This is a genomic window from Carboxylicivirga linearis, from assembly GCF_018271995.1.
In the GTDB taxonomy this organism is placed as follows: Bacteria; Bacteroidota; Bacteroidia; order Bacteroidales; family Marinilabiliaceae; genus Carboxylicivirga; species Carboxylicivirga linearis.
This window is the reverse complement of the sequence record NZ_JAGUCO010000007.1, coordinates 164791-188433: the sequence shown is the minus strand read 5'-3', so window position 1 is coordinate 188433 and position 23643 is coordinate 164791. Positions and strand designations below refer to the sequence as shown.

The window sequence follows — 23643 nt, the reverse complement described above, 5'->3', positions numbered from 1 at the left end:
TATTTGCAGCAATTAACAACTTATGCCCAAGCAACTTTTAACCATATTAGCCATATTTCTGGCATCATATGTTCATACAGCAGCTTTTAATAACAAAAGCAGCATAGATCGTGAACTTACGGTGGGAGTTTACCAAAACCCACCTCTCCTGTTTACAGACTCTACTGGTCAGTCAAAAGGAATTTTTATTGACATCCTGAAGAATATAGCCAATAAAAAAAACTGGCACCTCAACTATCAGGAATACACGCTGGAAGACATTCTTAACGCTACCAAAAACAATGAAATTGATATTGCCCCTTGCATAGCCTACTCTAAAGAAAGAGAATCGCTTATTAGTTATTCCAAAAATCCCATTTTTATTAATTGGGGTGTTATCTACACCGCTCAGAATAGCCAAATAAATAACATCTCTGATATGCAGAATAAGATACTTGGCATAGAAAAGGGCGATATTCATGGAACAGCTTTTATCAACTTACTCAACGACTTTAACATACACACCAATATAAGGCGATACTCCAATCAGATAGAATTAGTTAAAGCAATTGAAAACAATGAAGTTGAAGCCATTGCCATCAATAAAGTTTTTGGCTACAACATAAATATGCATCACAATTTAAAGCAAACCTCCATATTTTTTAATCCCGTTCATCTTAATTTTGCAACAAGCCATGAATCTGTAGAATTGATGAGTGAACTTGATCTGGCTGTTAGTGATTTTTTAACTGAATCCCCTGATGTTTACCATTCTATAATCGACCAATGGATGTTAGCCTCTGTTGAAAAAAAACAACCCATTTGGCTAACTATCATCCTCTACATCATCGGTTCTGTGCTAACCGCGTTAGTTATCTACCTTATCTATCTTCGTATCAATATCACTCGTAACCGACTTGCTTTAAAAAAGGAACTTAAGCTTCGACTATCGAATGAGAAACTCATCACCCAACTTGAAAACGAAAAATCGTTGATACTAGACAGTATTGAAGAACAAGTTGTTTTTATTGATAATGAGTACAGGATTCTATGGGCCAATAAAGCCTACAAAGAAAAATCACTTAACAAAAACGATGAACTGATCAAACAGAAATGCTACGAAATAAATTATAACGAAAATAAACCCTGCCAATTCTGTCAAATAGAAAAATGTAAATCATCAAATGTAACAGAGCCTTCGGAATATTACGATGCCCGAATCAATAAATTCCTCAGAACTACAACCAGCCCGGTTTTTGATGGTGGTAAAACTCCTATAGGTTTTGTAAAAGTCATTTCCGATATAACAGAAAAGAAAAAGAATGAACAGGAACTAATAGCCGCAAAAGAAAAAGCAGAGCAAGCCGATTACATGAAATCAACTTTTCTGGCTAATATGTCTCATGAGATTCGTACACCAATGAATGCCATTATTGGTTTCTCAGAACTATTGGAAGATAATGAATTAACTGCTGATCAAAAACACAACTACCTTAATATTATACAGTCCAATGGTCACCAGTTATTACAATTGATTTCTGACATTCTGATTTTTTCGCAGCTTGAGAGTGGGCATATTGAACTTCAATACTCATCATTTAAAGTGATTGAAATTTTAAGGGAGATTCACCAACAATTTAAGAGTGAAAAAGATAAATTAAATAAACACGAACTTCAAATTCAATTATCTATTGATAAGATTGACGAAAACACGATTTTACATTCCGACAATATCAGATTAAAACAAATTCTGTTCAACCTAATGACGAATGCCATTAAATTTACTGAAAAGGGAAGTATCACAATAGGAGCTTTTGTTGAAGATAAAATGCTGGTAATTTATGTAAAAGATACAGGAATAGGTATTGCAGAAGAACACCTTAAAAAAATATTTCACCGTTTCCAACAGGTTGAAAATCCAAACCATAAAAAGGCTGAAGGCACAGGATTGGGGCTTACCATTAGTAGTGATTTGATTACCATTTTAGGTGGTAAAATTAAAGTTGAATCAAAACCCGGATCAGGCACAACCTTTATGGTTTACCATCCTCTTGTAGAACAAAAGCCTACTAACATAGTTTCACATATTAAAGAATTAAAAATGCAAAAATCCACCCTGCAGTAATAAGAATCTATTAGTAAATTAAAGCCTTAACTTACTATTTAAATTTTAATACATTTTATCAATCACAATTTGGTAATATAAAATTATTCTCTACATTTGTAGCACAATTACGAAAACACAGAACAATGGCTCACAACTTTTTTTATAGCTTTTATTATTTCTTTTTTAACAGACTAAAAGAGGTGGGCACGCTATAAGATAATTCAAAACATTAAAATATATAGAAACCCGCCTCGCAAGGCGGGTTTTTTCATATACATACATTAACAATGAAACCAAAGAAAAAAATAGCAATACAAGGTTGGCCGGGCGCAAACCACGAAATAGCTGCCAAAGCTTATTTTGAAGAGGATAATCTTGAGATGATTCCGTGCCTTACCTTCCCTGATTTGTTTCAAACATTAAAAGAGGATAGATCCATTTACGGGATTATTGCTATTGAGAATACTTTGGTAGGAAGTATCTTGCAAAACTACACCATGCTAAAGGATAGCGATCTGGTTATTATTGGCGAATATAAATTACGCATTAAACACCAGTTAATGGCCTTACCCGGACAATCTATTGAGGATATTCGTGAGGTTCATTCACATCCAATGGCATTGGCTCAGTGTGAGGAGTTCTTTAAAGATTACCCTCACATTAAATTAATTGCCTCTGAAGACACCGCATTAAGTGCTAAACTAATTGCCGAAGAAAAGCGAACTGGTATTGCTGCCATTGCATCGGAATTAGCTGCCGAAATGTATAACCTGAATATTATTGCCAGCGGTATAGAAACCAATAAACGTAATTATACTCGCTTTTTAGTGATAACGGACAGAGCATTAACCGAAACAGATGAACTATTGGAGCAAGACCGTATTAACAAATCATCACTGGTATTTTCATTACCTCATGATGAAGGAAGTTTATCGAAGGTATTAACCGTTCTGAGTTTTTATAACATAAACTTAACCAAAATTCAATCTTTACCCATTGTAGGACAAGAGTGGGAGTATTTATTTTACATCGATCTTACATTTAATGATTATAAACGCTATTTACAATCATTGGATGCTATACGACCTTTGTGCAAAAAATTAAAGATTTTAGGTGAATACGAAAAAGGTAAACAATCATACCCAATACCTAACGGTAATACTATAGAAATTGCAAATCATGAATAATATACAACCTGCTGATAGAATTAATCAGGTAGAAGAATACTACTTTTCTATCAAATTGAAGGAACTGGATAAGCTAAGAAAAGAAGGTAAACCTATTATTAACTTAGGAATTGGAAATCCAGACATGGCTCCTGCTCCGGAAGTTATTGAAGAAATAACTCAACAAAGTCAGGTAGAAACCAATCATGGTTACCAAAGCTATGTTGGTATTCCTGAACTTAGAGAGGCTTTCAGCAGCTGGTACGAAAGATATTACAGTGTAAAGACTGATGCAAATACTGAGATTCTTCCTTTGATGGGCTCTAAAGAAGGTATTATGCATATCACTCTTGCCTTCCTTAATCCGGGGGATGGTGTTTTGGTTCCCAATCCGGGCTACCCAACCTATGCTTCGGCAAGCAAGATTGCTCAGGCAACTCTTATTCCCTATAACCTGGACGAAAACAACGGTTGGTTACCTAATCTGGATGAACTGGAGAAACAGGATCTAAGCAATGTGAAATTGATGTGGATTAACTATCCAAACATGCCAACAGGAGCGAATGCAAGTATCAGCTTTTTCGAGAAAGTAATTGCTTTTGGTAAAAAACACAACATCGTTATTTGCAACGATAATCCATATAGCTTTATCTTGAATGATTCACCACAGAGTATTTTATCTATCGAGGGTGCCAAAGATATTGCCATTGAGCTGAATTCGTTGAGTAAATCACACAATATGGCAGGCTGGCGTGTAGGCGCAGCTTTCTCCAACCCTACTTTCATTCAATATATTTTAAGAGTGAAAAGCAATATGGACTCGGGAATGTTTAAACCTCTTCAACTGGCAGCGGTTAAAGCTTTGCAACTAAACAGCAACTGGTACAGCGCCGTTAACGAAGAGTATAAACAACGAAGAGTACTAGTTCAGGAAATTATGGATATACTGGAATGCACTTACGACACCAACCAAACAGGTATGTTTGTATGGGCCCGCATTCCTGATAAATATAAGGATAGTGGTGAGCTATCAGACAAGATCTTATACGGAGTAGATGTATTTATTACTCCGGGACTGATATTTGGTGAAACAGGTAAGCGATACATTCGCATTAGCCTTTGTACCAAACAAGAAGTATTAATTGAAGCAAAAGAAAGAATAGAAAAAATCATAAAACAATAACCATGGAAAATAAACTGGATTTACTACCATTGGAATTACCAGGATACAAACTGGAGCGTCCTATGTTAATTGCAGGCCCTTGTAGTGCCGAAACTGAAGAACAAGTATTGACTACAGCTAAACAATTAGCTGCTCAGGGAGTGAAAATATTCCGTTCAGGAATTTGGAAACCTCGTACTCGTCCAGGTGCTTTTGAAGGCGTTGGAACTGTTGGTTTGCCTTGGTTGAAAAAGGTGAAGGAAGAAACAGGCATGTTCATCAGTATTGAGGTGGCTACTGCTCATCATGTATACGAAGCCTTGAAATTTGGTGTGGACATGCTTTGGGTAGGCGCTCGTACTACAGCTAATCCATTTGCTGTACAAGAAGTAGCAGATGCATTAGCAGGTGTTGACATTCCTGTGTTGGTTAAAAACCCGGTAAATCCGGATTTAGAGCTATGGATTGGTGCCATGGAAAGAATCAACCAGGCAGGTATTAAGCGTTTGGGTGCTATCCACCGTGGATTCAGTACTTACGATAAAACCAAATACCGTAATAATCCTGAGTGGCAGATTCCTATTGAGCTTCGTCGTCGTATTCCTAATTTACCTATCATCACCGACCCTAGTCATATCTCAGGTAAGAGCGAAATGATTGCAGAGGTATCGCAGGAGGCCATGGACCTTAATTTCGACGGTTTGATTATTGAATCGCATATGTGTCCTGAAAAAGCATGGAGTGATGCAAGTCAGCAGGTAACACCTGATCATCTGAAGTTAATAATGGATGATTTGGTTGTTCGTCAATCGGCCATTGGTGAAAAGCCACGTGTTACTTTGGATGAGTTACGTAAAAAAATCGACTTGCTCGACCAACAGTTATTAGAGACTTTAAGCTCACGAATGAAGATTTCTGAAGCTATTGGTAAGTACAAATACGATAATAACATTACAATTCTTCAAACTCGTCGTTATGATGAGATTATGAATAAACGTCGTAATCAGGCTGATGAAAACAAATTGAATCCTGAATTTGTGGTGAAAGTATTCGAACACATTCATGAGGAATCAATCAATCGTCAGAATATTGTGATGAATAAAGAATTGGCGAAGAAATAAATCAATACAAATAAGGAGTAGTAAAATCACTACTCCTTATTTGCATATAAACATAAATTAATCAGCAAATAAGTATTTCTTTGCTCTAGCCGCAGGGCTTTTCATTTCTTGCCTTGATGCAAGAAACGAAACAAAGAAAATCAAGGCTGAATGAAAGACGAACCCCTATTCTTGTAATACTTAAGTGCGGCTGGGTGATCTTCGAACAAGTTCTCAGCTTCCCAGTCTTACTATAGTATTACCTTAAATAAGAATTCATCTTTCCTTAGGCCAAACGAATCAAGAATTGGTAAGGCCAAACACATATATTTGAAAATTATGAAAATCTGTATTCTAGGAGCAGGAAAAATGGGTACCTGGTTAACCGATGCCCTTTGTCTCGATCATGAAGTTGCCATTTTTGACCGCGATATGAGCAAACTTCGATACGTATTTAATACACAACGTCTCACTAAATTTGAAGAGATTACAGAGTTTGCTCCTGAGATCTTAATTAATGCAGTATCATTAAAATATACCTTACCGGCTTTTAAAGAGGTATTACCTTATGTACCTAAAAACTGCATTCTGTCTGATATATCATCGGTAAAAACCGGATTACAGGAATTTTACGAACAAAGCGGATATCGCTATGTATCCACCCACCCTATGTTTGGTCCTACCTTTGCCAATCTTAATGATTTAAGCATGCATCATGCCATCATCATAACACAAGGCGATCATCTGGGCAAGGCCTTCTTCAAAGATTTTTTCAGCTCTTTAAAACTAAATATACACGAATATAGCTTCGACGGGCATGACGAAACCATTGCGTATTCACTATCTATCCCCTTTGCTTCGTCGTTGGTTTTTGGTGCCTGCATGAAACATCAAAAAGCCCCCGGAACAACTTTCAGCAAGCATATGAATATTGCTAAAGGTTTGATGTCGGAAGAAGATTACCTGCTTACTGAAATCCTTTTTAACCCATATACCTATCAGCAGGTTGAGAATATTCGTTTTCAACTAAAACATCTTCTGAGTTTAATTGAAAAGAAAGATACAGAAGGATTGCAGGAGTTTTTAAATATGGTACGTAAGAATATTGAGTAACGATTATCCCTCAGTCAGCTTTTGCTGACTGCTCCCCGAGGGGAGCATCCATTTACATTTTCTATATCCCCATAATAGCGTATACCGATAAACGTCAATTGATAAAAGATTACCATTTTAATCGATTAGTTACGTATAATACCTGGTACCTTTTTGACTCACCCTTAATTATACCTGATAATACATTAATAACGAAGCTGAATAAATTCAGAGGCTAAATCTTTTTTGCAGCAGTTAGCAACACTACGAACTCTTTCAAACGGATCGAAGGGTGATGAAAATGCAAATAAACTTTTACGCGATAAAGCCTATACCCTTCTGAGCAATAATTTAAGAGTAATAAGAGACTATGGCCAATATGTGTTTTGGCGCAATTCGGCAAAACTAAAAAGATATTCGAGTCAGTACAATAAAAAGCATAGAGGTAACTGATATAATAAAAACAGGAGGCAACAGCTTCTTGTTTTTTCTGAATACACCTGGCCTACAAGGCGCTGACCGGTCTCCCCACCCGCTGATCCACCCTTTTTACCCGCTGATCGGGCTCCGAAGGCGCTGATCTGCATTTTTTCACCGCTGATCGCATCCCCACCCCCGCTGATCGACACTTTTATGCCGCTGATCGGATTACCGGGGCGCTGATCGGGACTTTAATACCGCTGACTGGCCCTCATTAACGGCTGAGTTTTTCTTTTCCACTCAAAAACAATATTTTTTAGAATAGTATAGTAAAATAAACTTACTTACTGTATAGAGCTATCACCAAGGCATATTTAAATCACTTGCCTATACTAACTATTTTATTAATTTTGTTTAACATCATTGCAAATCTATTTGTGATATCAAAACCAACCATACAACTCAAAGCTGCCGAACACCGGCAACCGTTTAAACTACCTATTGGTTTAAAAAAAAGAGTAACGCCTCATATGCTTCGGCACAGCTTTGCTACTCATTTACTGAAGCAAGGAACCGATTTAAGATATATACAGGAGTGGCTGGGACATGCCAGTTTAAAAACAACAGATAGGTACCCCATGTATCTAATTCTGATTTTAGCAAATTTAAAAATCCGATAGATGACTTATAAAATAACTTTGTCCACTTTACATACTATTTTGGTCTTGTATGTGGACAAAAGCAATACAATTAATAAAATATAAATATACAAGGTATACATACAAGTACGTTGTAGCACATTTACACACATGATAAACTAAATTTGTAAGTATTATAAATGAAGTTTTTTGATTACATAACTCAAAAGTTTGTTTCCGAAATTAGGTTAAGTGAAAAATATGCTCACAAACACCCTCAAGAAGTAAAAATTAGATACAACAATACTAAATATTGGATTAAAACAGCAATAGCTTTTGGATTCACAGAACTTCTACTTTTAAGTGAACTAGATAATTCAGACAAAAAGCATTCAACAGAATATTTTATCATAGTCATTATTGGTGGTTTAATATTAGTATATTTTATTGTACATAATTTCATTCGAGCAATAAATAACAAGCCAGTTATTGAAATAAATGATTCTGGCATAAAAATTAAAGAAGATCATTATCTGACATGGGATTCAATTAAATCTATTAGTACCAAAGAAGAGCATAATGAAGAAAGTGTGGATTGGATTCTTTGCATTGAATCAAAAGACTTTAATTGGCAAGACGACTTTACTGCGTTTAATATGAGAATGGACGAAATATCACATTGGTTGGCATATTTTAAATTAAAACACATAGAAAAGAAGACAAAAACGCCCTATAATAAGCTGGAAATAAATCATGGCTAGGTTGGCTCATCCTGACACCATCTACTGAAGCGGTTTTTAGGTAGCTCTTCTATTCATACAAAGAGTTATTATATCAATAAACGAAAAATCCAAAATTATCCGATGTCAAACTTACGTCATCTTTACGTCACTTCACCGTCGTTACGATGCAATTAATTGACCTGCAAATTGATGTAAAAAGACGCAATACAATATAGTTTCTCACTCTTATATTTGAACTAACAAAACACCAAAAAGAAATCTACATGAATACACCAACAAAAATTAAAGAATTAAGAGAACGTAATGGGTTGTCTCAGGAGGAACTATGCGAAAACTCCGGTATTAGTTTAAGAACAATCCAAAGAATTGAAAATGGAGAAAGTGTACCGAGAGGCAGTACTTTAAAAATGATTGCTTCTACCTTAAATGTTTCTTCCGATTCTTTAATAAACACATTAGATGAAGAAACCACCCTTGAATCAGATTCTGTAAAAACCAAAATAAACAAAATAAGATTCCCATGGTATATTTTCGGTTATACGGTTATAGGTGCCTCATCAGCCTTTTTAATAGGTATCATCCTGACCTTACTTAATATTCTACCTAAAACTGAGTATGGAGGGTTGATAGTGATTTCTGCTTCAATTTTATGTGGAGCCATCGGTATGATAATAGGAAAAGGCGTAGAAAGCAAAAACAAATAGTTACCCCACTATACCTAACTAAAAAATAAGGCTGGACACTAAAAGTTAGCCCAGCCTTATAGTTATAACAATAAATTTTTTAACCGGAATAACTATACCCGGATGTGGTTATATATTAATAACCTGAGTACAACCCATCCTGACACATTGCATACACAATTTGTACATGACGATTAGCATTTATAATAGACCATTCATCATTATAATTTAAACCATAGGGCCAAAAATGACTACCTCCTGTGCTTATTGTAGCACCTGATCCATCAAATTGCTCAATTTTTTCAACAGCATTGCTTCCAACAAAAAGATAATTATCAATTAAAGGATACGACCAGGCTCCGGAAGTTCCAACTCCATATGTGTGAGCTATCTCATGTAAAGCTGTTCTTTCATTTTGATAACTGCTATTAGCACCAAAACGAATATTTCCATTAATATTTCCATCTGCCGTTGGCACCCCGGTGTTATATTCAACAGTTAATGTACGAGGGGCCCAATCACCCCAAGAATTATATCTGGCTACCGCCGCATCCATAGCAGCAGTAATACGTGCTAAAACATCTGAAGGAACACCAGAGGAAGTTAATCTCCACGAAAGTTGTCCATTAGCATTACCTCCATTTGATAAAGGTTCAAGTCTCCATTGTTGATTAGCACCTCCCCAATACGACCATTGATTAATGTTTGCACTATTGGCTGTAGATGCCTGGTATACATCCAACGCTTTTCCGCTATTACGATTAATAATACTGTAATAACCATTACCCAGATCATTTAATAAGAATTGCTGATTATACCCACCCCAATAAGAATAGGTCTGTAAATTAGCACCATCATCCATTGATTGAGCTGCAATATCCATGGCCAGATTCAAATCACTTAATGGGCTAATTTTATAATATCCGCCTCCTACTGCTGTAATTCTCCAATGTTGATTTGAACCTCCCCAATAACTATATTGAGTAATATCACCTGTATTAACATTTAAGTCTGCAGCTAAATTGCTATTACGATTAAACAATACATAATCACCTTCAATAATGGTTGATTTTAATTTAGGGGTAACTTCAGGTTCCAATTCCGGAGTAACACCCTCTTTTTCACAGCTTGAAAAGACCGTGATCAGTGAAATCACTCCCATCAAGAATAAATGGGAATACCATACATTTTTTTTCATAATAAAAAGATTTAGATTAATAACATATTCTATTTGAATACATTGTAAATGTATGGTCATTCACACTCGAGTTTTTTAAAATTTTCGACTATTAATTGTTTATATTCGATTAATTTAACTTCTGATAACTTTCACTCATACTTATTTATGATATCTATGATGTTTTAGTCTAAAATAGTTATATGATTATGCAAAACATGAAATACATATGAGAAACCTGTTAATTGAAGTATTGATTTTTATATCCTTACAGTATATTTTATGAATAGAACAAAATAACAATACAACAATTGAGCAAACTACCGAAAAAGAGACATTAGAAAAGCTATATAATAAAGATTAAAAGTACTTTTTAAAGTCAACCAATTTGTGATCTGTGTAAAAATAAGATTGATACTAATTTCCCCCACTTAATCCACAGTCACCTCTTCCCTCACCTTGCCAAAGAATACCCAAAACACGCCGACAATCACTTCATGAGAAACAATAACAATATCAGATTAAATAAAAACGCTATTAGTTAATCATTTTATTTTGTTGATGAACACTCTTAAGGTGTTTTTATACTGACTGAAGGCGTTTTTATACTATCTAAAGGTGTTATTGCACCCTCTTAAGGTATTATTGAACAGACTTGAGGTGTTATTGCACACTCTTAAGGCGTTGTTAAGTGGACTGGAAGTGTTGTTGTACTATCTAAAGATGTTGTTGCACACTCTACCCTACCCATTTCAATCTTCTACACTTCTTCTTTGGCTTTACTTGTAGTTACCAAATACACACCTGCAAACACCAGCAGGATGGCAAATACTTTGGGCCAGCCAAAATTATCTAGTTGAAGCAGAACGGCGGCTATGGCGGCTACAATAGGTTGCACATTGTTATACATGGTGGCCACAGTTGGGCGAAGGTATTTTTGCGCAATAGGTATCATCATATATGAGAAAAAAGTGGATCCCAGGACTATAAAAGCTAATTGCCCCATTACTGTTACCGGCATACTGCCATAATCAACACTTGAAATATTGGACCAGGTAAGGGGTAAATAGATGAAAGTACTAAAAAGAAACATCCACTTCATTATGGTGATGGAGTGATATTTCTTGATGATATTTTTAAAAAACACAAAGTAAATAGCATAGCTAAATTGCGCCATAAAGCACAACAAAATTCCCTTTAATCCTAATTCGCCAAACGATTTACCCGACGAACTATTTAAGATAATTACAATGGCTCCGGTTGCACCAATGGCAATACCGGCCAGTTTTTTCCAGGTAACCGGTTCTTTTAAATAAAAAGCCGAAATAACCATGGCTATAATAGGTAAAGTAGTGGTTACAATAGAAGCATTAATGGGCGAAGTATACGATACACCAAACACAAATACGCCTTGATTTAGAATAATACCAAACAGAGCACCCAACACCAGCCATCGTAAATCTTTAAACGGAATACGCTCTTTAGGGATGAATATCGAAGCTGTCCAGAAAGCAATAGCCGCACCCGTCACCCGATAGGCAACAATGGTCCAGGCATCAATATTACTATTTACCACTACCGACTTCACAAAAGGAGACATCAGCCCCCATGCCATATTAGCAACTACCATTGCCATATGACCTTTTACTTTATCTATTCTCATTTCGGGTGCAAATGTGAGAAAAGAAGCGATACTTTGTATCAACTTCCCCTAAAAAATAAAGGTTAAAACAGAAAAAGGTCCAGCTTTTAAGCTGAACCCCTCTAACCTAACTTAATCTTACACTAAATGGACTATTCGTTAGTTTTTTGAATTATTAAGCCACATGGTTAGCATCCAGTGCTGTTTCTCCAACGAACGGATCATTGAATTCATTAAATCCATGGTGGCCATATCTCCTACTTCATTGGCAGCCTCGGCAACCTCAACCAAAAATCCATCCAGGGTTTCAATATCGGCTAATACTTGTCCTGCCATTTCAATAGGAGTTAAATCTGTTCCGGTTTCTTTAATATCCGATACCTGCAGATATTCGGCCAAAGTACTCATTGGAGTCTTACCAAACACCCTGATTCGTTCTGCAACCTCATCAATATTAGTCACAGCTGAGGTATATAGTTCTTCAAACTTTTCGTGCAAGTCAAAGAAATCGCTTCCTTTAACATTCCAGTGGTAATTTCTTAGTTTTTGATAAAAAACATGATAGTTGGCTAAAACTTTGTTCATTGTGGTCACCATTTCGGCTGTATCTAATCCACTAAATCCTAATCTCGAATATGTTTTTGTTAATACTTCCATGATAATATATATTTTAATTGTTAAATGTTAATTATTCTATCAATCCCTCTTTATTCGTGAAACATCAATACCGGTTTATCCGACTTTTTAGATATTTCAATGGCCTGGCTTTTATTAAACAGGTTTTCGAAGAAATCTTTCTTTTCGCGAAGTACAGCTACTAAATCATAGCCATTCTCGGTGGCATAATTATTAATTCCATTGGATATATCAGATGCCTGTATGGTTCGCACCACCAGCTTTTTATAATCTACTTTATCCAGAATTTCTTTTCCTACTTTAATGGTGTCGAATTCCTCTGCTTGAATATCGTTAGTCACATGCAACAAGGTAACATCGGCATTGAATACTGCGGCTATACCGGTTAATTTCTGAAGTTTAGGAATATCTACTTCCAGATAGTCAGAACCATATAATATTTTGGCAAATGGTTTGAAATGGTAGTTACCCGGCAATCTTAATATAGGACACTCTGCAATTTGAGAAAACTTTTCAAAGAAAGTAATGATAGAAAAGTCGTTTCGGTAATTATCGTCGGCCAGCACTATCAGGTAGGTATCCTCTTCCTTCGACTTCTGTTCAACTAAATAGTCCAATGTACCCGTCTGTACTTTTAGGTTGATATAGATATCGCGAGTCATTTCTTTTAAATTATTAATGACTTCCTGAGCTTTGTTTTCCTTTGACTCAATATATTCATAAAACTGCTTTGCTTCCTCCATCGACGGCACAGGATTCATACCTGTTGGCGTAGTTGTAATATTAGGATCTGCTACTATAACCAGCTCCAGATCTTTATCCAGTTTATTTCCTAACGCGATTAAAGCTCTGGTAGCCTCTTCAATGTTTTCCGTAGTCTGAATGAACTCAATTATCTTCTTTTTCATATCTCTATTATTTTATTTGTTATTGTTTGGTATAAGTAGTTCAAATACCATTCTGAAATAGATAATTAATTAGCACAGCACCTGCTATAAAACCACACAACACTATGCTACTGACAGTTACAGAAACATATTTTTTTAGAAAGAAAAATGGCGTAAATCCAACTGTAGAAGCCTCTCAACAGAATGCGTTGCACAAACCTGTTGAATAACTTCCACATTTAAATCTACATGATTTTAGTTTGAGATATGCATTATATAATTCAGATTTAAATACCTGGTTGAAAAACAAAAACAGACCTCTTTCAATGATAAAGAGGTCTGTTTTATTAAAAAAGTCTGTTTATAATTAGCTCGACTGATATCGCTTCATCAATCTAATGAGATATGATTTTATCGTATTCTGTAAATGCTCTTTTAAGCTGTTAACAGCCGAAACCTGAAGATACGTTTCAAAATCCTGAACGGTTTCTTTCATTATGTATTCGTTGTACTTTACTTTGTACTCCAGATTTTGTTTGTAATAATACAAGTCATTAAAGGATTTCAATCTTTTCTTTTTCATCTCATTAGTTTTTGTCTTCATCGTCGAGTATTATGGATGCTAAATTTCTCACTACCTGATTACCAATTAGTCGGATTCTTAATATGTAGATTACAAAAGCCAGTATTAGAAAAAAGGCAACCGAAATCAATAAGCCCTGAACCATATTACCATACCAGAAACTAAATGCCAAAGCCAATAATAATAAACAAAACAGAAGGGTAACCATAATGGTGATGGAGGTAATTAGGTAAGTCCCTATTTTACTTGTTTTTTCCAGCAAATGCACCTTTGCTAATTGCACCCGTGCATCCATATAGTCTTTAACCGATCCGTTTAACTCTGAGATGTTATCCTTTAATGATAATTTGTTCATGCCGGGAATAGTTATTAGGCGTCAACTTTATTTTTGTCAACCTGATTTTTAATTTTACCCATTTGGGCTTTCACTTCCGATTCGGCATCGGCGTACTTACCTTTCATGTCATCAACCATTTCAGACATTTGTTCTTTCAAATCATCCATTTTCTCGTTGATTTCACGCTGAGCATCTGTTTTTATTTTTTTAGCTTTCTTTTTTACTCGCTTGCGGGTTTTATATCCCTTATCGGGGGCAAATAAAATTCCTGTAATGGCACCTGCAGCTGCTCCTGCTATAAATCCTATCAATGTATTTGTTGTTTTAGACATAACGTATAAATTTTGGTTAAACATTTATTTGTTAGATGTAGTGAAAATACCTTGCCAAAACACAAATACTGGGATAGAAGACCTTTTGATTACAAAAACTGTGGCAAAACATCCTTAAGTGTGGCACAAAATACACAGTTTGGTATTCCACATTATACCTGATACTCCATTACCCTTTCACAAAAAACAAAAGCCACACAAGTATTTGCATGGCCCCATTCTGGTTATATTCTATGGATTTATTCTTTCGATGTATTAGCTTCCGAAAGCACTTCACCAAGTGATTTACCTCCCTTCATACCAAAATCCAGTGTTCTGATTGGGAAAGTAATGGTAATATCGTTTTGATCATAGGCTTTTTTGATGTTTTTAATACCTTGACTTTGTGCTTTCAGGTAATCAGATTCGCGAGCAAATTTAACCCAATACTGAATCACAAAGTTGATTGAACTACTTCCAAACTCAGTATAAAAAAGCTCAACTGTTGTGCCAGGCTCCAGATAGCTTATTTCACGGATTGCTTCTTTGGTTACCTCTTCTGCTTTTTCCAGATCATCACCATACGAAATACCCACTGAAAGATCTATTCGTCGATGTCCATTGATGGTAAAATGAGTATAGTAATTTTCTACAATCAGGCGGTTGGGAAAAACCACATCCTGACCTTGCATAGTCGTGATGGTTGTGGCTCTTATTCCGATATCTTTTACCGTTCCATAAACCTCGTTATACTCGATAATATCACCCACATTAATCGGACTTTTAACCGCCATATAAATACCGGATAAAAAGTTAGAAGCAACATCTTTAAAAGCAAATCCAATGGCTAAACCGGCAATACCAATTCCGGCTAAAAGTGACGTAACCGTTTTATCGAGGTTTAGTACATTTAATGCCACAAAAGCCCCGGCAAAAGTAATAGCTGTAAAAACAATGGTTGCAATCAGGCTATTAACCGAATGATTGGATGACACCTTAAAAAGAGCTTTGTTTAATAGTTTACGCACCCATTTGGCAATGGTAAAAAATATCACCAATACAACAATTGCCACAATTAAGTTTGGCAACATAGTAATGATGGTTTCAGCCCAATCCAGCAGTTTGTTTATAATCTTATCAGAAGCCTGGTTTATTTTATCTAACATTTGTGTTTATTTAATAGTAAATCCTAACTCTTCGGGCTCAAAAAAACAATTGGATGCAAGTACAATACCAGCATCCAATTATTTAATAGTCGTTCAAAAGCACTATCAATCCATATGTTATTTCTGATATTAAGCATCACCTTTCAGAAAATCTTCTACACTTTCGCCAAACTCATTAAAATCATCCTTAATCTCCTCTTTCACATCAGCCCACTCATCTTTTCCATCTTCACCTAGTTCTTCCATTTTATCCTTCAAGTCTTCACTTTTGTCTTTCAGGTTATCAATGGCTTCCTGGGTAGCATCATCTATCTCTTCTCCTGCATCCTCGGCATTGTCTTCAAACTCCTCAATTTTATCATCTACATCATCAATAACAGCTTCCGCTTTATCTTTAAATGCCTCGGTATTATCTTCTGCAGCATCTTTTATCGACTCATTTAAACTTTTTAAGTCCTGTTTAAACGCTGTTAAATTTTTTTCAATTTCTGTTTTCTCTTCTTTCTTTTTTCCTTGATTACAAGATGAAAATAAGATGACTGATAGTAATATTGCTGTAACTGGTAATATATTTTTTAACTTCTTCATAGTTCTAAGTTTTTAATTGTTTTTGATTAAATAATATTGTCTTTTTTAGATGCGTCTAATTAATTCGTATCGGTTAAACTATTCAGATGATTTTATTATTAAAGCTTTCATGTGAAAGTATAACCTATGATCGATTTAGTTTTTCAAGGCATTTAATTCATCAATAATTTCTTCTTTTGCCCTTCCTGTTTTTTCCTGGATCACTCCTACAATCTGGTCTTCTACACCTTCGGAATACGTAAGCTCATCATCCAATACTTCTCCGTATTTCTGTTTTAATTTTCCTTTAAACTCATTCCAGTTTCCTTTGATTTCTAACTTATTCATAATTCTTTCTTTTTAAATTTATAATGTTATTTCCATTAATATTCAACAGTAACGTTGTTTACTAATACTACTGAGAATAGTGTGCCAAACAAGAAAAACCATATATATTAAAGCACCCTACATTCTGAAATACTGCACCTTACAAATATTTATAAGTTTTTTTTAAAGAATTAGTGAAAAGAAAAATGTGTGTGGCTTTCCACATAATTGTGTAGAGAAAACATCACACTTAAGATTGCGAAATCAATTGAGCAACATAATTATCGGGCAGTGGTTTTTCCTTATAATCGGCCACAAAAGGAAATGACAATGCTTTTTGCTTGTCTTTATCGCGGGTAGAACTGGTTACAATGATAACTTTTGTTGAGGTATGCCCATCATAAAACAACTGTTTATACTGTTCCATAAATTCGAAACCATCCATATCGGGCATGTTTAAATCAAGAAGTATATAATCAGGAGTTGCTTTCTTTTTTTGGTTGAGATCCGAAATTAAAGATAAGCCTTCTTCGGCGCTGGTGGCCGCAATAAAATAATCATTCAATCCTTCCCACTCAATCATTAATTTGTTGAGTTCAATTAAAAAAGGATCATCATCAATTAGTAGTACTTTGTTATAATTCATATCAATCATACTCTTTGAGATACAAGGTGATCTTTGTGCCTTTATCGAGTTCACTTTCTATTTCAATACGCCCTCCGTTACGTTGAACCATGGTTTCTACAATATGTAAGCCCAGGCCCATCCCTTTCGAGTGCTGATTTAGCTTGTTAAACGGTCGGAATAACCTTTTTCCATCTTTTTCCAGATCTATTCCCATCCCATTATCTTCAATGGTAAGTTGAATGGTATCTTCATCAAACCTGATTGCATCAATGATGAGTTTTAAGGAATGGTTTTTATTCGAATACTCTATTGAGTTTGCCAGTAAATTGGATATTATCACTTTCAAAAAGGGCTTTACATAACTAAATATTAACCCATCGGGAATATTAATACGTAAAGCAGTATTATTGGTATTCAAGTTTTCTTCCAGATCTTTTACAACCTCATTTACCACATTTAACAGATTTACATCGTAGGAAACAGGCTCGTCTGTTTTTTGAATATCAATAACTTTTATTAATCCTGTAAGGGTTTCATCCAAGCGATTAACATTACTGGATATGGTGGACATTAGTTTGGCTTTATCTACTTCCGGAGCTTTGTCCAAGGCCTGAGATAGTAATCTTAAATTAGAAACCGGCGCTCTCAAATCATGGGCAACCGCATGAACAAAATGTTCGAGATAATGATTGATTGCCAATAATTCAGCATTTCTTGAATCCAGTTTTTTGGTCTGCATTACCTGCTCATGAATATCTGTGCCGGTACCAATCCAGTTTACCACCTTATTGGCTTCATCTTTAACCGGAATTAAAGACACTAAATGCCAACGGTATAAATCATCATGCTTTATGCGTACCCTTATTTCAGAAGCAATACCTTTTTCTTTTATCTGATTCCAAAAATTCTCCATGGCTGAATGATCATCTTTACAGATAATTTTCCACCACAGTTTATTTAAATCATTCTCGTATTGAGTACCTGTGTACTTATACCATCTTTTATTAAAAAAATCAATATGTCCCGATGCAGATGCTGTCCAGGCTATTTGTGGTAATACATCAATAATTTTCTGAGCCCTCTTGTTTTCGTCGGAAACAGACCTTAGATACTCCAGCTCTTTCCCCAAGCTCTGGGTCTTTCTGATGACTGTATTTTTATCTTTATATTCCATCACAAAAACTTCGGATTTATTGTATAACTCTAGCTCAACATTATTTCGTCTCTCCTTATCCATCTTTTACAATTCATTTTACCGCTACAATTATATTAGCAGATTCAACAAATAAATCTTCTCGACTTATTTAATGAATTCAAGCACTATGCCACACTATAACCCTAACTTTATCTCTAACTCCCATGCACTATCTATACTATCTTTAAATTATAGAACAACAGCACGATAGCCTAGGGCTTTAATCATTATTTTTTTCAAGAAAAAAATCAGATAAAAGTCAGGCAATTGATAATTGTGGAGAAGAATCCACACCTATTAAGCCAGTTCTTAGTGTTAAGAATTATTCATTTACGATGTTCTACATTCGTTTTAATGCTTTATAATCAATCTCCAGCATCTTCATTTTGTTATAAAGAGTTTTTCTATCGATATTGAGTTTACGAGCTGCTTCTGATTTATTAAAATTCACCTCCTCTAGGGTTGTAATAATTACTTCTTTTTCAAATTTATGAGCTGCATTTTTTAAGTCGGGTGCATTTTCATCTTCATCCGCAACTTCCCCTAACAACTGATTAACCATATCTCCTGCTTCCAATTTTTTATGGTTTTTTATTTCATCGGGGAGGCTTTCGAGAGAAATACTTGCAGAAGTTGAAAGCAGCACTGATCGTTTGACAACATTTCTCAACTCGCGAAGATTACCATGCCATGGATAGTTTTGCATCGTAATAATCACCTCCGGATCCAACTCTTCTACAGCCTTATTTAAATCTTTATTGGCTTCCTGAATAAAATGATTGGCAAATACCATTATATCTTCCTTACGTTCTCGCAAGGCTGGAAGAGTTAATTTGAACTCATTGAGTCTGTGATATAAATCTTCGCGAAAATTATTGTTTTGAATATCCACTTCCAGCTCATCGTTGGTAGCTGCAATAATTCTAACATCAACATTAACCGACTTTGTACTACCTAATTTAGTAATCACCCTTTCCTGAATGGCTCGCAGTAGTTTAACCTGAAGATCATAAGCCAGATTACCCACCTCATCTAAAAATAAGGTACCTCCATTTGCCTGCTCAAATACACCTATTTTGTTATTTATGGCACCGGTGAATGCTCCTTTTAAATGACCAAAAAGTTCACTGTTAGCTAAATCCTTAGGTATCGCACCACAATCAACCGCAACAAAGGGCTTATCTTTCCGATCACTATTTTGATGAATAAATCGTGCTATGTACTCTTTACCCGCACCTGTTTCCCCCTGTATTAACACCGACATTTTGGTTGGTGCCACTACATTACATAAACTAATGACCTCTTTTATTTTTGGACTAGTACCAATAATAAACTCCTTTTCTTCAGAGTTAGATCTTCCATTTGGCTCTTTTTTGCTCACTTGCTTCACCAATTGCAAAAGTTCTTCTTGCTGAAGAGGCTTTGTTACATAATCAAAAGCACCGGCTTTCATCAATTTTACAGCCATGCGAACATCTGCATAAGCCGTTATTATAATTACTTTTGTTTCTGTATTTTTCGATTTAATTGCCTTCAGCATTTCCAAACCGTCACTATCCGGAAGCCGAAAATCACAAACAGCAATATCATATTTTTTTTGCCTTAATAATGTTTTGGCACCTTCGGCACTATATACAGCATCTACTTTATATCCATTATTTGATAAATAGGTTTCAAGCAGATTACACATGAAAGTATCATCGTCGATTACTAATATTTGATTCATATTTTGGTTTATTAGGTTGCTTATTATCAGGTTTTATTCTGTTATTTTTTCATTTTCAACAGCCAGTAATATTCCTTCTACTTGCTTAAACAATGAGTTTAGCTGCTTTGGAATTTCAGTATAATTGGCATTAACAACATTTTCTTCTATTGCCTTTAGTAATCCAGAGGCTGCTTCTATTTTAAAGTATCTGAATGAAGATACCAATCGATGAGCCGTTTCTCGTATGGCATCCCAGTCGTTATTGGCTAAAGCTGCTTTAAGTTCATCAACACCTCCACTTGTGTTATCAATAAAAGATTGCAACATTTTATTAATCATCATTTTATTGCCACGCATAGCTTTATGCAAATCTGAGAGGTCGATATGAAGGCTTGTATCAACCTCTTTTTCATCCGTTTTAACAAGGTTTGCCCCTACAGTTCTATCTTTTGCAATTGATATACCTAAAACATTACCTATTTTATTAAATAACTCTTCCTCTGTATAAGGTTTGATAATGTAATCGTCCATACCAGATTGCAAATACTCTTTAATATCACCTTTTACAACATTAGCTGTTAAAGCTATTATTTTTGTATTAATGTTATCTGATTGACCTGATCGAATCTGTTGAGTTGCAGGCACACCACCCATTTTAGGCATATGAATGTCCATTAAAACAACATCATATTTTTTCTGCTGTGTATAAATTAATGCTTCTTCGCCATCCATGGCCAGATCATACTCAACTTCCCAACTACTTAAAATAGTATTGGCTAATTCTCTGTTATATTGATCATCATCAGCAAGTAATATTCTTTTCCCTTTTAAAAGGTCAGTATTTACCACATAGGTTTGCTCTTCTTTTAATACATCCCCCACAGTGCCTTTTTGATAGGGTATAACAATACTAAAGTGACTACCCTTACCAGGTTCACTCTTAAGCTTTATTCTTCCTTTTTGCAATTCAACCAATTTTTTACTGATGGTTAATCCCAATCCCGAGCCTCCATGTTGTTCCTTAATCATATTTTCTGATTGAGAGAACTCATCAAAGATGATGGCTTGATCCTTTTCGGGGATTCCGATTCCCGTATCTTTCACATCAATCCGAAGGCGTACTTTATCAGCTCCGTCTTTTTTAACAGAACATGAGAATCGTACTGAACCAGAATCGGTAAACTTTATGGCATTACTAACGAGGTTAATAATCACTTGTTTCAACCGAAAAGGATCGCCTACCAGTACAGGTGAGACTTCATCGTCCACCACATACATTAGTTCTATTCCTTTTCGCTCGGCTTTTAATCTAAAAAACTGATAAACATCTTCAAAAACCTTTCGAACATCAAAAGGAGTTCGATCGATAAAAACCTTTCCCATTCCTATTTTCAGAAGAATAAGAATTTCATTTACCAGCGATAATAGTATATCGGATGACTCATTTACCAAATCATTAAATCGCTTTTGTTCACTACTTAATTGGGTTTTAGCCAATTGTTCTGAGAACCCGATAATTGCATTGAGTGGGGTACGAATTTCATGACTCATATTGGCCAAAAAATTGGACTTGGATCGTGCTATATTCTCGGCTTCAATTTTTGATTTCTTTAGTTTTTGTTGCGTTTTCTTTAGTTTGGTAATATTGTGACCTATCAAAATTCCGTATTCCACTTCATCATTATCGTTATATATAGGCTCTGTAATGATTTTATAAAACTTCCCTTTATTCTTAAATTCTGTTTCCAGTTGTTCACCTTTAATAGTTCTCTCTATCAGTGGAGGGAAATAATTTTGCAACAACTCATTAGAGACACTCTCCAATGTCTTACCAAGGAAATCGGAATTAGTATAACCATATTTCGATTTTTCTTTTCCGCCAGTCAAAACAAACTTTCCATCCCTGTCAAAAAGGTAAACATCCATTTCAGGCAAATTATTAAGCATTGCATTATAAAGCTTTGTAAACTTCATTTGCTTATCCTCCAGCTCATTTCGCTCCTTAATAAACTGTTTATTATCAGCTTCACAAGCTTTTAATGATTGTTGAATTAACAGAAGTTCGTTCTGCAAAGAGGTATTTGTTTTATTATCTGACAGCAACTTTTCAATTCGTGCATTTACACTATTAAAATGTGCTAAATGGGTGTCCTTCATAAATTTTTTATATAAGGTTGGTTTATTACTTTATAATTGAGCAAACTGTGGAATATTTTATACAAAAAACGATTGATTGTGGAAGAAATTCCCCACATCAAACATCATTCCTCAGGTTACTCTTACGTTAAAAATATTTTTCTTCCTAAACATATCCCCTCTTTTTAGCATGTGCAATTGCTTCAGAAGTATGTTTAATCTGAACCAGTGTTGTGTTTACATCAAACAAGTTATTAACCTGATTAGTTTTTAAACTTCTAATCGATTTTATTTGCCTGATGTAGCACGTGTCAATACGACCAGGAAATTCTTTCGATAATCTACCATAGATATAGGGATCTTCCTGGCCATTATCTCCCAACAAAACAAAGTTTTGCTTAGGGTAAAGCTGCAATAAAAATTTAATCTTATCATACTTCCGATCATGATTATTTTTACCTGATAACCACAGTTTTATCAATCCTTCGGAATACTTTTTTAGCAAAAATGTTCCTTTGGGAATGTGGTTGAAATTAAAAAAATCAGATAACAAATCGTAAAGGTTCCATTCGCTACTTGAAACATAAAAAAAAGGATTATCCTGTTGTTTGTTTTTACCGCCTTTTAGTTGATTATAAAATTGCGGAATATCTGGAAAAGGTAATCGACTTTCTGCATTTTTAAATAGAATTAAATTGAGCTTACGAAGAAGCTGAGTTGAATGAGAAATGAGTATCGTATCATCAATATCAGAAACAAAAACAACATCATCTTTATCTGTAACAATTTGTATTTCACCTTCCACAACCACTTCCTCAGCAGGCAATGAAGCTAACATAGGTATCCACCTCATATGTTTTATTTGATCGGGAAAAGGAACCTTGAATTCCAATAAAAAAAAGCCTGATTCATCAGTAACTGCCATACTTTTCACACCCTGTATAATTATCTCAACTTCTTTATGAGGTACCGTTGTTTGAGTAAAACGATTTATCATTGCCAGCATATTATTCCATTTGTTATCCTTGGTTTTCACCTTACTCTCAAGTGTTACCATTCCACTTACAAAAACAGTATATGCATTTCCATATCCTGTATATAATATGATATCTAAATCGTTGTAATTTTCATTACTCCGTTTAAAAGTCCTGTTTAAACTTTTTAGGAATGATTTATATAATTGAGATAGTATGCTCATAGTTTAGCATCAATTTTGATATAATTATAATCAAGTACTAAGCCATAATATTTAC

Annotated in this window: 23 protein-coding genes; 8 read left to right on the top strand and 15 right to left on the bottom strand. The window is 35.0% G+C overall.

The genetic code is table 11. The features are described 5' to 3' along the window. Positions 1-22 precede the first annotated feature (22 nt). The 8 genes from KEM10_RS12045 to KEM10_RS12010 all read left to right on the top strand — a co-directional run bounded on the left by KEM10_RS12045 (position 23) and on the right by KEM10_RS12010 (position 9111). Positions 23-2104: a hybrid sensor histidine kinase/response regulator gene (locus KEM10_RS12045; protein WP_212216253.1), complete on the top strand. Its 2082-nt coding sequence runs from the start codon at positions 23-25 to the stop codon at positions 2102-2104. 269 nt (positions 2105-2373) lie between these two features. Further along, the gene (locus tag KEM10_RS12040; RefSeq protein WP_212216252.1) at positions 2374-3273 is read left to right on the top strand and encodes a prephenate dehydratase; all 900 of its coding nucleotides are present in this window, start codon (positions 2374-2376) and stop codon (positions 3271-3273) included. Beyond that, positions 3266-4435 (top strand): pyridoxal phosphate-dependent aminotransferase, encoded by a 1170-nt coding sequence (locus KEM10_RS12035; protein ID WP_212216251.1) that lies wholly within the window; start codon positions 3266-3268, stop codon positions 4433-4435. Before KEM10_RS12040 ends, KEM10_RS12035 begins: the two co-directional genes overlap by 8 nt. A 2-nt stretch (positions 4436-4437) precedes the next feature. Then, complete coding sequence (locus KEM10_RS12030; protein ID WP_212216250.1) at positions 4438-5535, top strand: bifunctional 3-deoxy-7-phosphoheptulonate synthase/chorismate mutase type II; 1098 nt, start codon at positions 4438-4440, stop codon at positions 5533-5535. Positions 5536-5853: 318 nt separating this feature from the next. Continuing rightward, a complete protein-coding gene (locus KEM10_RS12025) occupies positions 5854-6627 on the top strand; it encodes a prephenate dehydrogenase/arogenate dehydrogenase family protein (protein WP_212216249.1) in 774 nt (257 codons plus the stop codon). 929 nt (positions 6628-7556) lie between these two features. Beyond that, on the top strand, positions 7557-7706 hold the full coding sequence (locus tag KEM10_RS24750; protein WP_212216301.1) for a tyrosine-type recombinase/integrase: 150 nt from the start codon (positions 7557-7559) through the stop codon (positions 7704-7706). 158 nt (positions 7707-7864) lie between these two features. After that, positions 7865-8425, top strand: a complete 561-nt coding sequence (locus KEM10_RS12015) for a hypothetical protein (RefSeq protein ID WP_212216248.1) — start codon at positions 7865-7867, stop codon at positions 8423-8425. 245 nt (positions 8426-8670) lie between these two features. Continuing rightward, positions 8671-9111: a helix-turn-helix domain-containing protein gene (locus tag KEM10_RS12010; protein WP_212216247.1), complete on the top strand. Its 441-nt coding sequence runs from the start codon at positions 8671-8673 to the stop codon at positions 9109-9111. 115 nt (positions 9112-9226) lie between these two features. On the opposite strand, the gene KEM10_RS12005 is transcribed toward KEM10_RS12010, so the two are convergent. From KEM10_RS12005 to KEM10_RS11935, 15 genes are all read right to left on the bottom strand, one after another. Continuing rightward, the gene (locus tag KEM10_RS12005; protein ID WP_212216246.1) at positions 9227-10288 is read right to left on the bottom strand and encodes an RICIN domain-containing protein; all 1062 of its coding nucleotides are present in this window, start codon (positions 10286-10288) and stop codon (positions 9227-9229) included. A gap of 739 nt (positions 10289-11027) precedes the next feature. Further along, positions 11028-11930, bottom strand: coding sequence for a DMT family transporter (locus KEM10_RS12000; protein ID WP_212216245.1), 903 nt, complete (start codon positions 11928-11930; stop codon positions 11028-11030). Between the two features lie 138 nt (positions 11931-12068). Continuing rightward, on the bottom strand, positions 12069-12566 hold the full coding sequence (locus KEM10_RS11995; protein WP_212216244.1) for a Dps family protein: 498 nt from the start codon (positions 12564-12566) through the stop codon (positions 12069-12071). 50 nt (positions 12567-12616) lie between these two features. Continuing rightward, positions 12617-13453 (bottom strand): universal stress protein, encoded by an 837-nt coding sequence (locus KEM10_RS11990; protein WP_212216243.1) that lies wholly within the window; start codon positions 13451-13453, stop codon positions 12617-12619. 346 nt (positions 13454-13799) lie between these two features. Then, positions 13800-14015, bottom strand: coding sequence for a hypothetical protein (locus tag KEM10_RS11985; RefSeq protein ID WP_212216242.1), 216 nt, complete (start codon positions 14013-14015; stop codon positions 13800-13802). A gap of 4 nt (positions 14016-14019) precedes the next feature. Further along, positions 14020-14370, bottom strand: a complete 351-nt coding sequence (locus tag KEM10_RS11980; protein ID WP_212216241.1) for a phage holin family protein — start codon at positions 14368-14370, stop codon at positions 14020-14022. Between the two features lie 14 nt (positions 14371-14384). Then, entirely contained in the window at positions 14385-14684 is a 300-nt protein-coding gene (locus KEM10_RS11975) for a YtxH domain-containing protein (RefSeq protein ID WP_212216240.1), read from the bottom strand. A gap of 239 nt (positions 14685-14923) precedes the next feature. Further along, on the bottom strand, positions 14924-15829 hold the full coding sequence (locus KEM10_RS11970) for a mechanosensitive ion channel family protein (RefSeq protein ID WP_212216239.1): 906 nt from the start codon (positions 15827-15829) through the stop codon (positions 14924-14926). A 129-nt stretch (positions 15830-15958) separates the two neighbouring features. After that, entirely contained in the window at positions 15959-16417 is a 459-nt protein-coding gene (locus KEM10_RS11965; RefSeq protein ID WP_212216238.1) for a sll1863 family stress response protein, read from the bottom strand. Between the two features lie 135 nt (positions 16418-16552). Then, positions 16553-16744, bottom strand: coding sequence for a CsbD family protein (locus KEM10_RS11960; protein WP_212216237.1), 192 nt, complete (start codon positions 16742-16744; stop codon positions 16553-16555). Positions 16745-16973: 229 nt separating this feature from the next. After that, positions 16974-17369: a response regulator gene (locus tag KEM10_RS11955; RefSeq protein WP_212216236.1), complete on the bottom strand. Its 396-nt coding sequence runs from the start codon at positions 17367-17369 to the stop codon at positions 16974-16976. A 1-nt stretch (position 17370) separates the two neighbouring features. Beyond that, positions 17371-18588 carry a sensor histidine kinase gene (locus KEM10_RS11950; RefSeq protein ID WP_212216235.1) on the bottom strand — a complete coding sequence of 406 codons (1218 nt, stop codon included), beginning with the start codon at positions 18586-18588 and terminating at the stop codon, positions 17371-17373. Positions 18589-18886: 298 nt separating this feature from the next. After that, a complete protein-coding gene (locus KEM10_RS11945) occupies positions 18887-20272 on the bottom strand; it encodes a sigma-54-dependent transcriptional regulator (RefSeq protein ID WP_212216234.1) in 1386 nt (461 codons plus the stop codon). Between the two features lie 33 nt (positions 20273-20305). Continuing rightward, positions 20306-22411: an ATP-binding protein gene (locus KEM10_RS11940; protein WP_212216233.1), complete on the bottom strand. Its 2106-nt coding sequence runs from the start codon at positions 22409-22411 to the stop codon at positions 20306-20308. A 145-nt stretch (positions 22412-22556) separates the two neighbouring features. Continuing rightward, a complete protein-coding gene (locus KEM10_RS11935) occupies positions 22557-23588 on the bottom strand; it encodes an App1 family protein (RefSeq protein ID WP_212216232.1) in 1032 nt (343 codons plus the stop codon). Between the last annotated feature and the right edge of the window lie 55 nt (positions 23589-23643).

What these genes read in the sequence shown, in the direction of transcription:
- KEM10_RS12045 (WP_212216253.1), top strand. Translation starts at nt 23, where the DNA reads ATGCCCAAGCAACTTTTAACCATATTAGCCATATTTCTGGCATCATAT.
- KEM10_RS12040 (WP_212216252.1), top strand. Translation starts at nt 2,374, where the DNA reads ATGAAACCAAAGAAAAAAATAGCAATACAAGGTTGGCCGGGCGCAAAC.
- KEM10_RS12035 (WP_212216251.1), top strand. Translation starts at nt 3,266, where the DNA reads ATGAATAATATACAACCTGCTGATAGAATTAATCAGGTAGAAGAATAC.
- KEM10_RS12030 (WP_212216250.1), top strand. Translation starts at nt 4,438, where the DNA reads ATGGAAAATAAACTGGATTTACTACCATTGGAATTACCAGGATACAAA.
- KEM10_RS12025 (WP_212216249.1), top strand. Translation starts at nt 5,854, where the DNA reads ATGAAAATCTGTATTCTAGGAGCAGGAAAAATGGGTACCTGGTTAACC.
- KEM10_RS24750 (WP_212216301.1), top strand. Translation starts at nt 7,557, where the DNA reads ATGCTTCGGCACAGCTTTGCTACTCATTTACTGAAGCAAGGAACCGAT.
- KEM10_RS12015 (WP_212216248.1), top strand. Translation starts at nt 7,865, where the DNA reads ATGAAGTTTTTTGATTACATAACTCAAAAGTTTGTTTCCGAAATTAGG.
- KEM10_RS12010 (WP_212216247.1), top strand. Translation starts at nt 8,671, where the DNA reads ATGAATACACCAACAAAAATTAAAGAATTAAGAGAACGTAATGGGTTG.
- KEM10_RS12005 (WP_212216246.1), bottom strand. Translation starts at nt 10,288, where the DNA reads ATGAAAAAAAATGTATGGTATTCCCATTTATTCTTGATGGGAGTGATT.
- KEM10_RS12000 (WP_212216245.1), bottom strand. Translation starts at nt 11,930, where the DNA reads ATGAGAATAGATAAAGTAAAAGGTCATATGGCAATGGTAGTTGCTAAT.
- KEM10_RS11995 (WP_212216244.1), bottom strand. Translation starts at nt 12,566, where the DNA reads ATGGAAGTATTAACAAAAACATATTCGAGATTAGGATTTAGTGGATTA.
- KEM10_RS11990 (WP_212216243.1), bottom strand. Translation starts at nt 13,453, where the DNA reads ATGAAAAAGAAGATAATTGAGTTCATTCAGACTACGGAAAACATTGAA.
- KEM10_RS11985 (WP_212216242.1), bottom strand. Translation starts at nt 14,015, where the DNA reads ATGAAAAAGAAAAGATTGAAATCCTTTAATGACTTGTATTATTACAAA.
- KEM10_RS11980 (WP_212216241.1), bottom strand. Translation starts at nt 14,370, where the DNA reads ATGAACAAATTATCATTAAAGGATAACATCTCAGAGTTAAACGGATCG.
- KEM10_RS11975 (WP_212216240.1), bottom strand. Translation starts at nt 14,684, where the DNA reads ATGTCTAAAACAACAAATACATTGATAGGATTTATAGCAGGAGCAGCT.
- KEM10_RS11970 (WP_212216239.1), bottom strand. Translation starts at nt 15,829, where the DNA reads ATGTTAGATAAAATAAACCAGGCTTCTGATAAGATTATAAACAAACTG.
- KEM10_RS11965 (WP_212216238.1), bottom strand. Translation starts at nt 16,417, where the DNA reads ATGAAGAAGTTAAAAAATATATTACCAGTTACAGCAATATTACTATCA.
- KEM10_RS11960 (WP_212216237.1), bottom strand. Translation starts at nt 16,744, where the DNA reads ATGAATAAGTTAGAAATCAAAGGAAACTGGAATGAGTTTAAAGGAAAA.
- KEM10_RS11955 (WP_212216236.1), bottom strand. Translation starts at nt 17,369, where the DNA reads ATGAATTATAACAAAGTACTACTAATTGATGATGATCCTTTTTTAATT.
- KEM10_RS11950 (WP_212216235.1), bottom strand. Translation starts at nt 18,588, where the DNA reads ATGGATAAGGAGAGACGAAATAATGTTGAGCTAGAGTTATACAATAAA.
- KEM10_RS11945 (WP_212216234.1), bottom strand. Translation starts at nt 20,272, where the DNA reads ATGAATCAAATATTAGTAATCGACGATGATACTTTCATGTGTAATCTG.
- KEM10_RS11940 (WP_212216233.1), bottom strand. Translation starts at nt 22,411, where the DNA reads ATGAAGGACACCCATTTAGCACATTTTAATAGTGTAAATGCACGAATT.
- KEM10_RS11935 (WP_212216232.1), bottom strand. Translation starts at nt 23,588, where the DNA reads ATGAGCATACTATCTCAATTATATAAATCATTCCTAAAAAGTTTAAAC.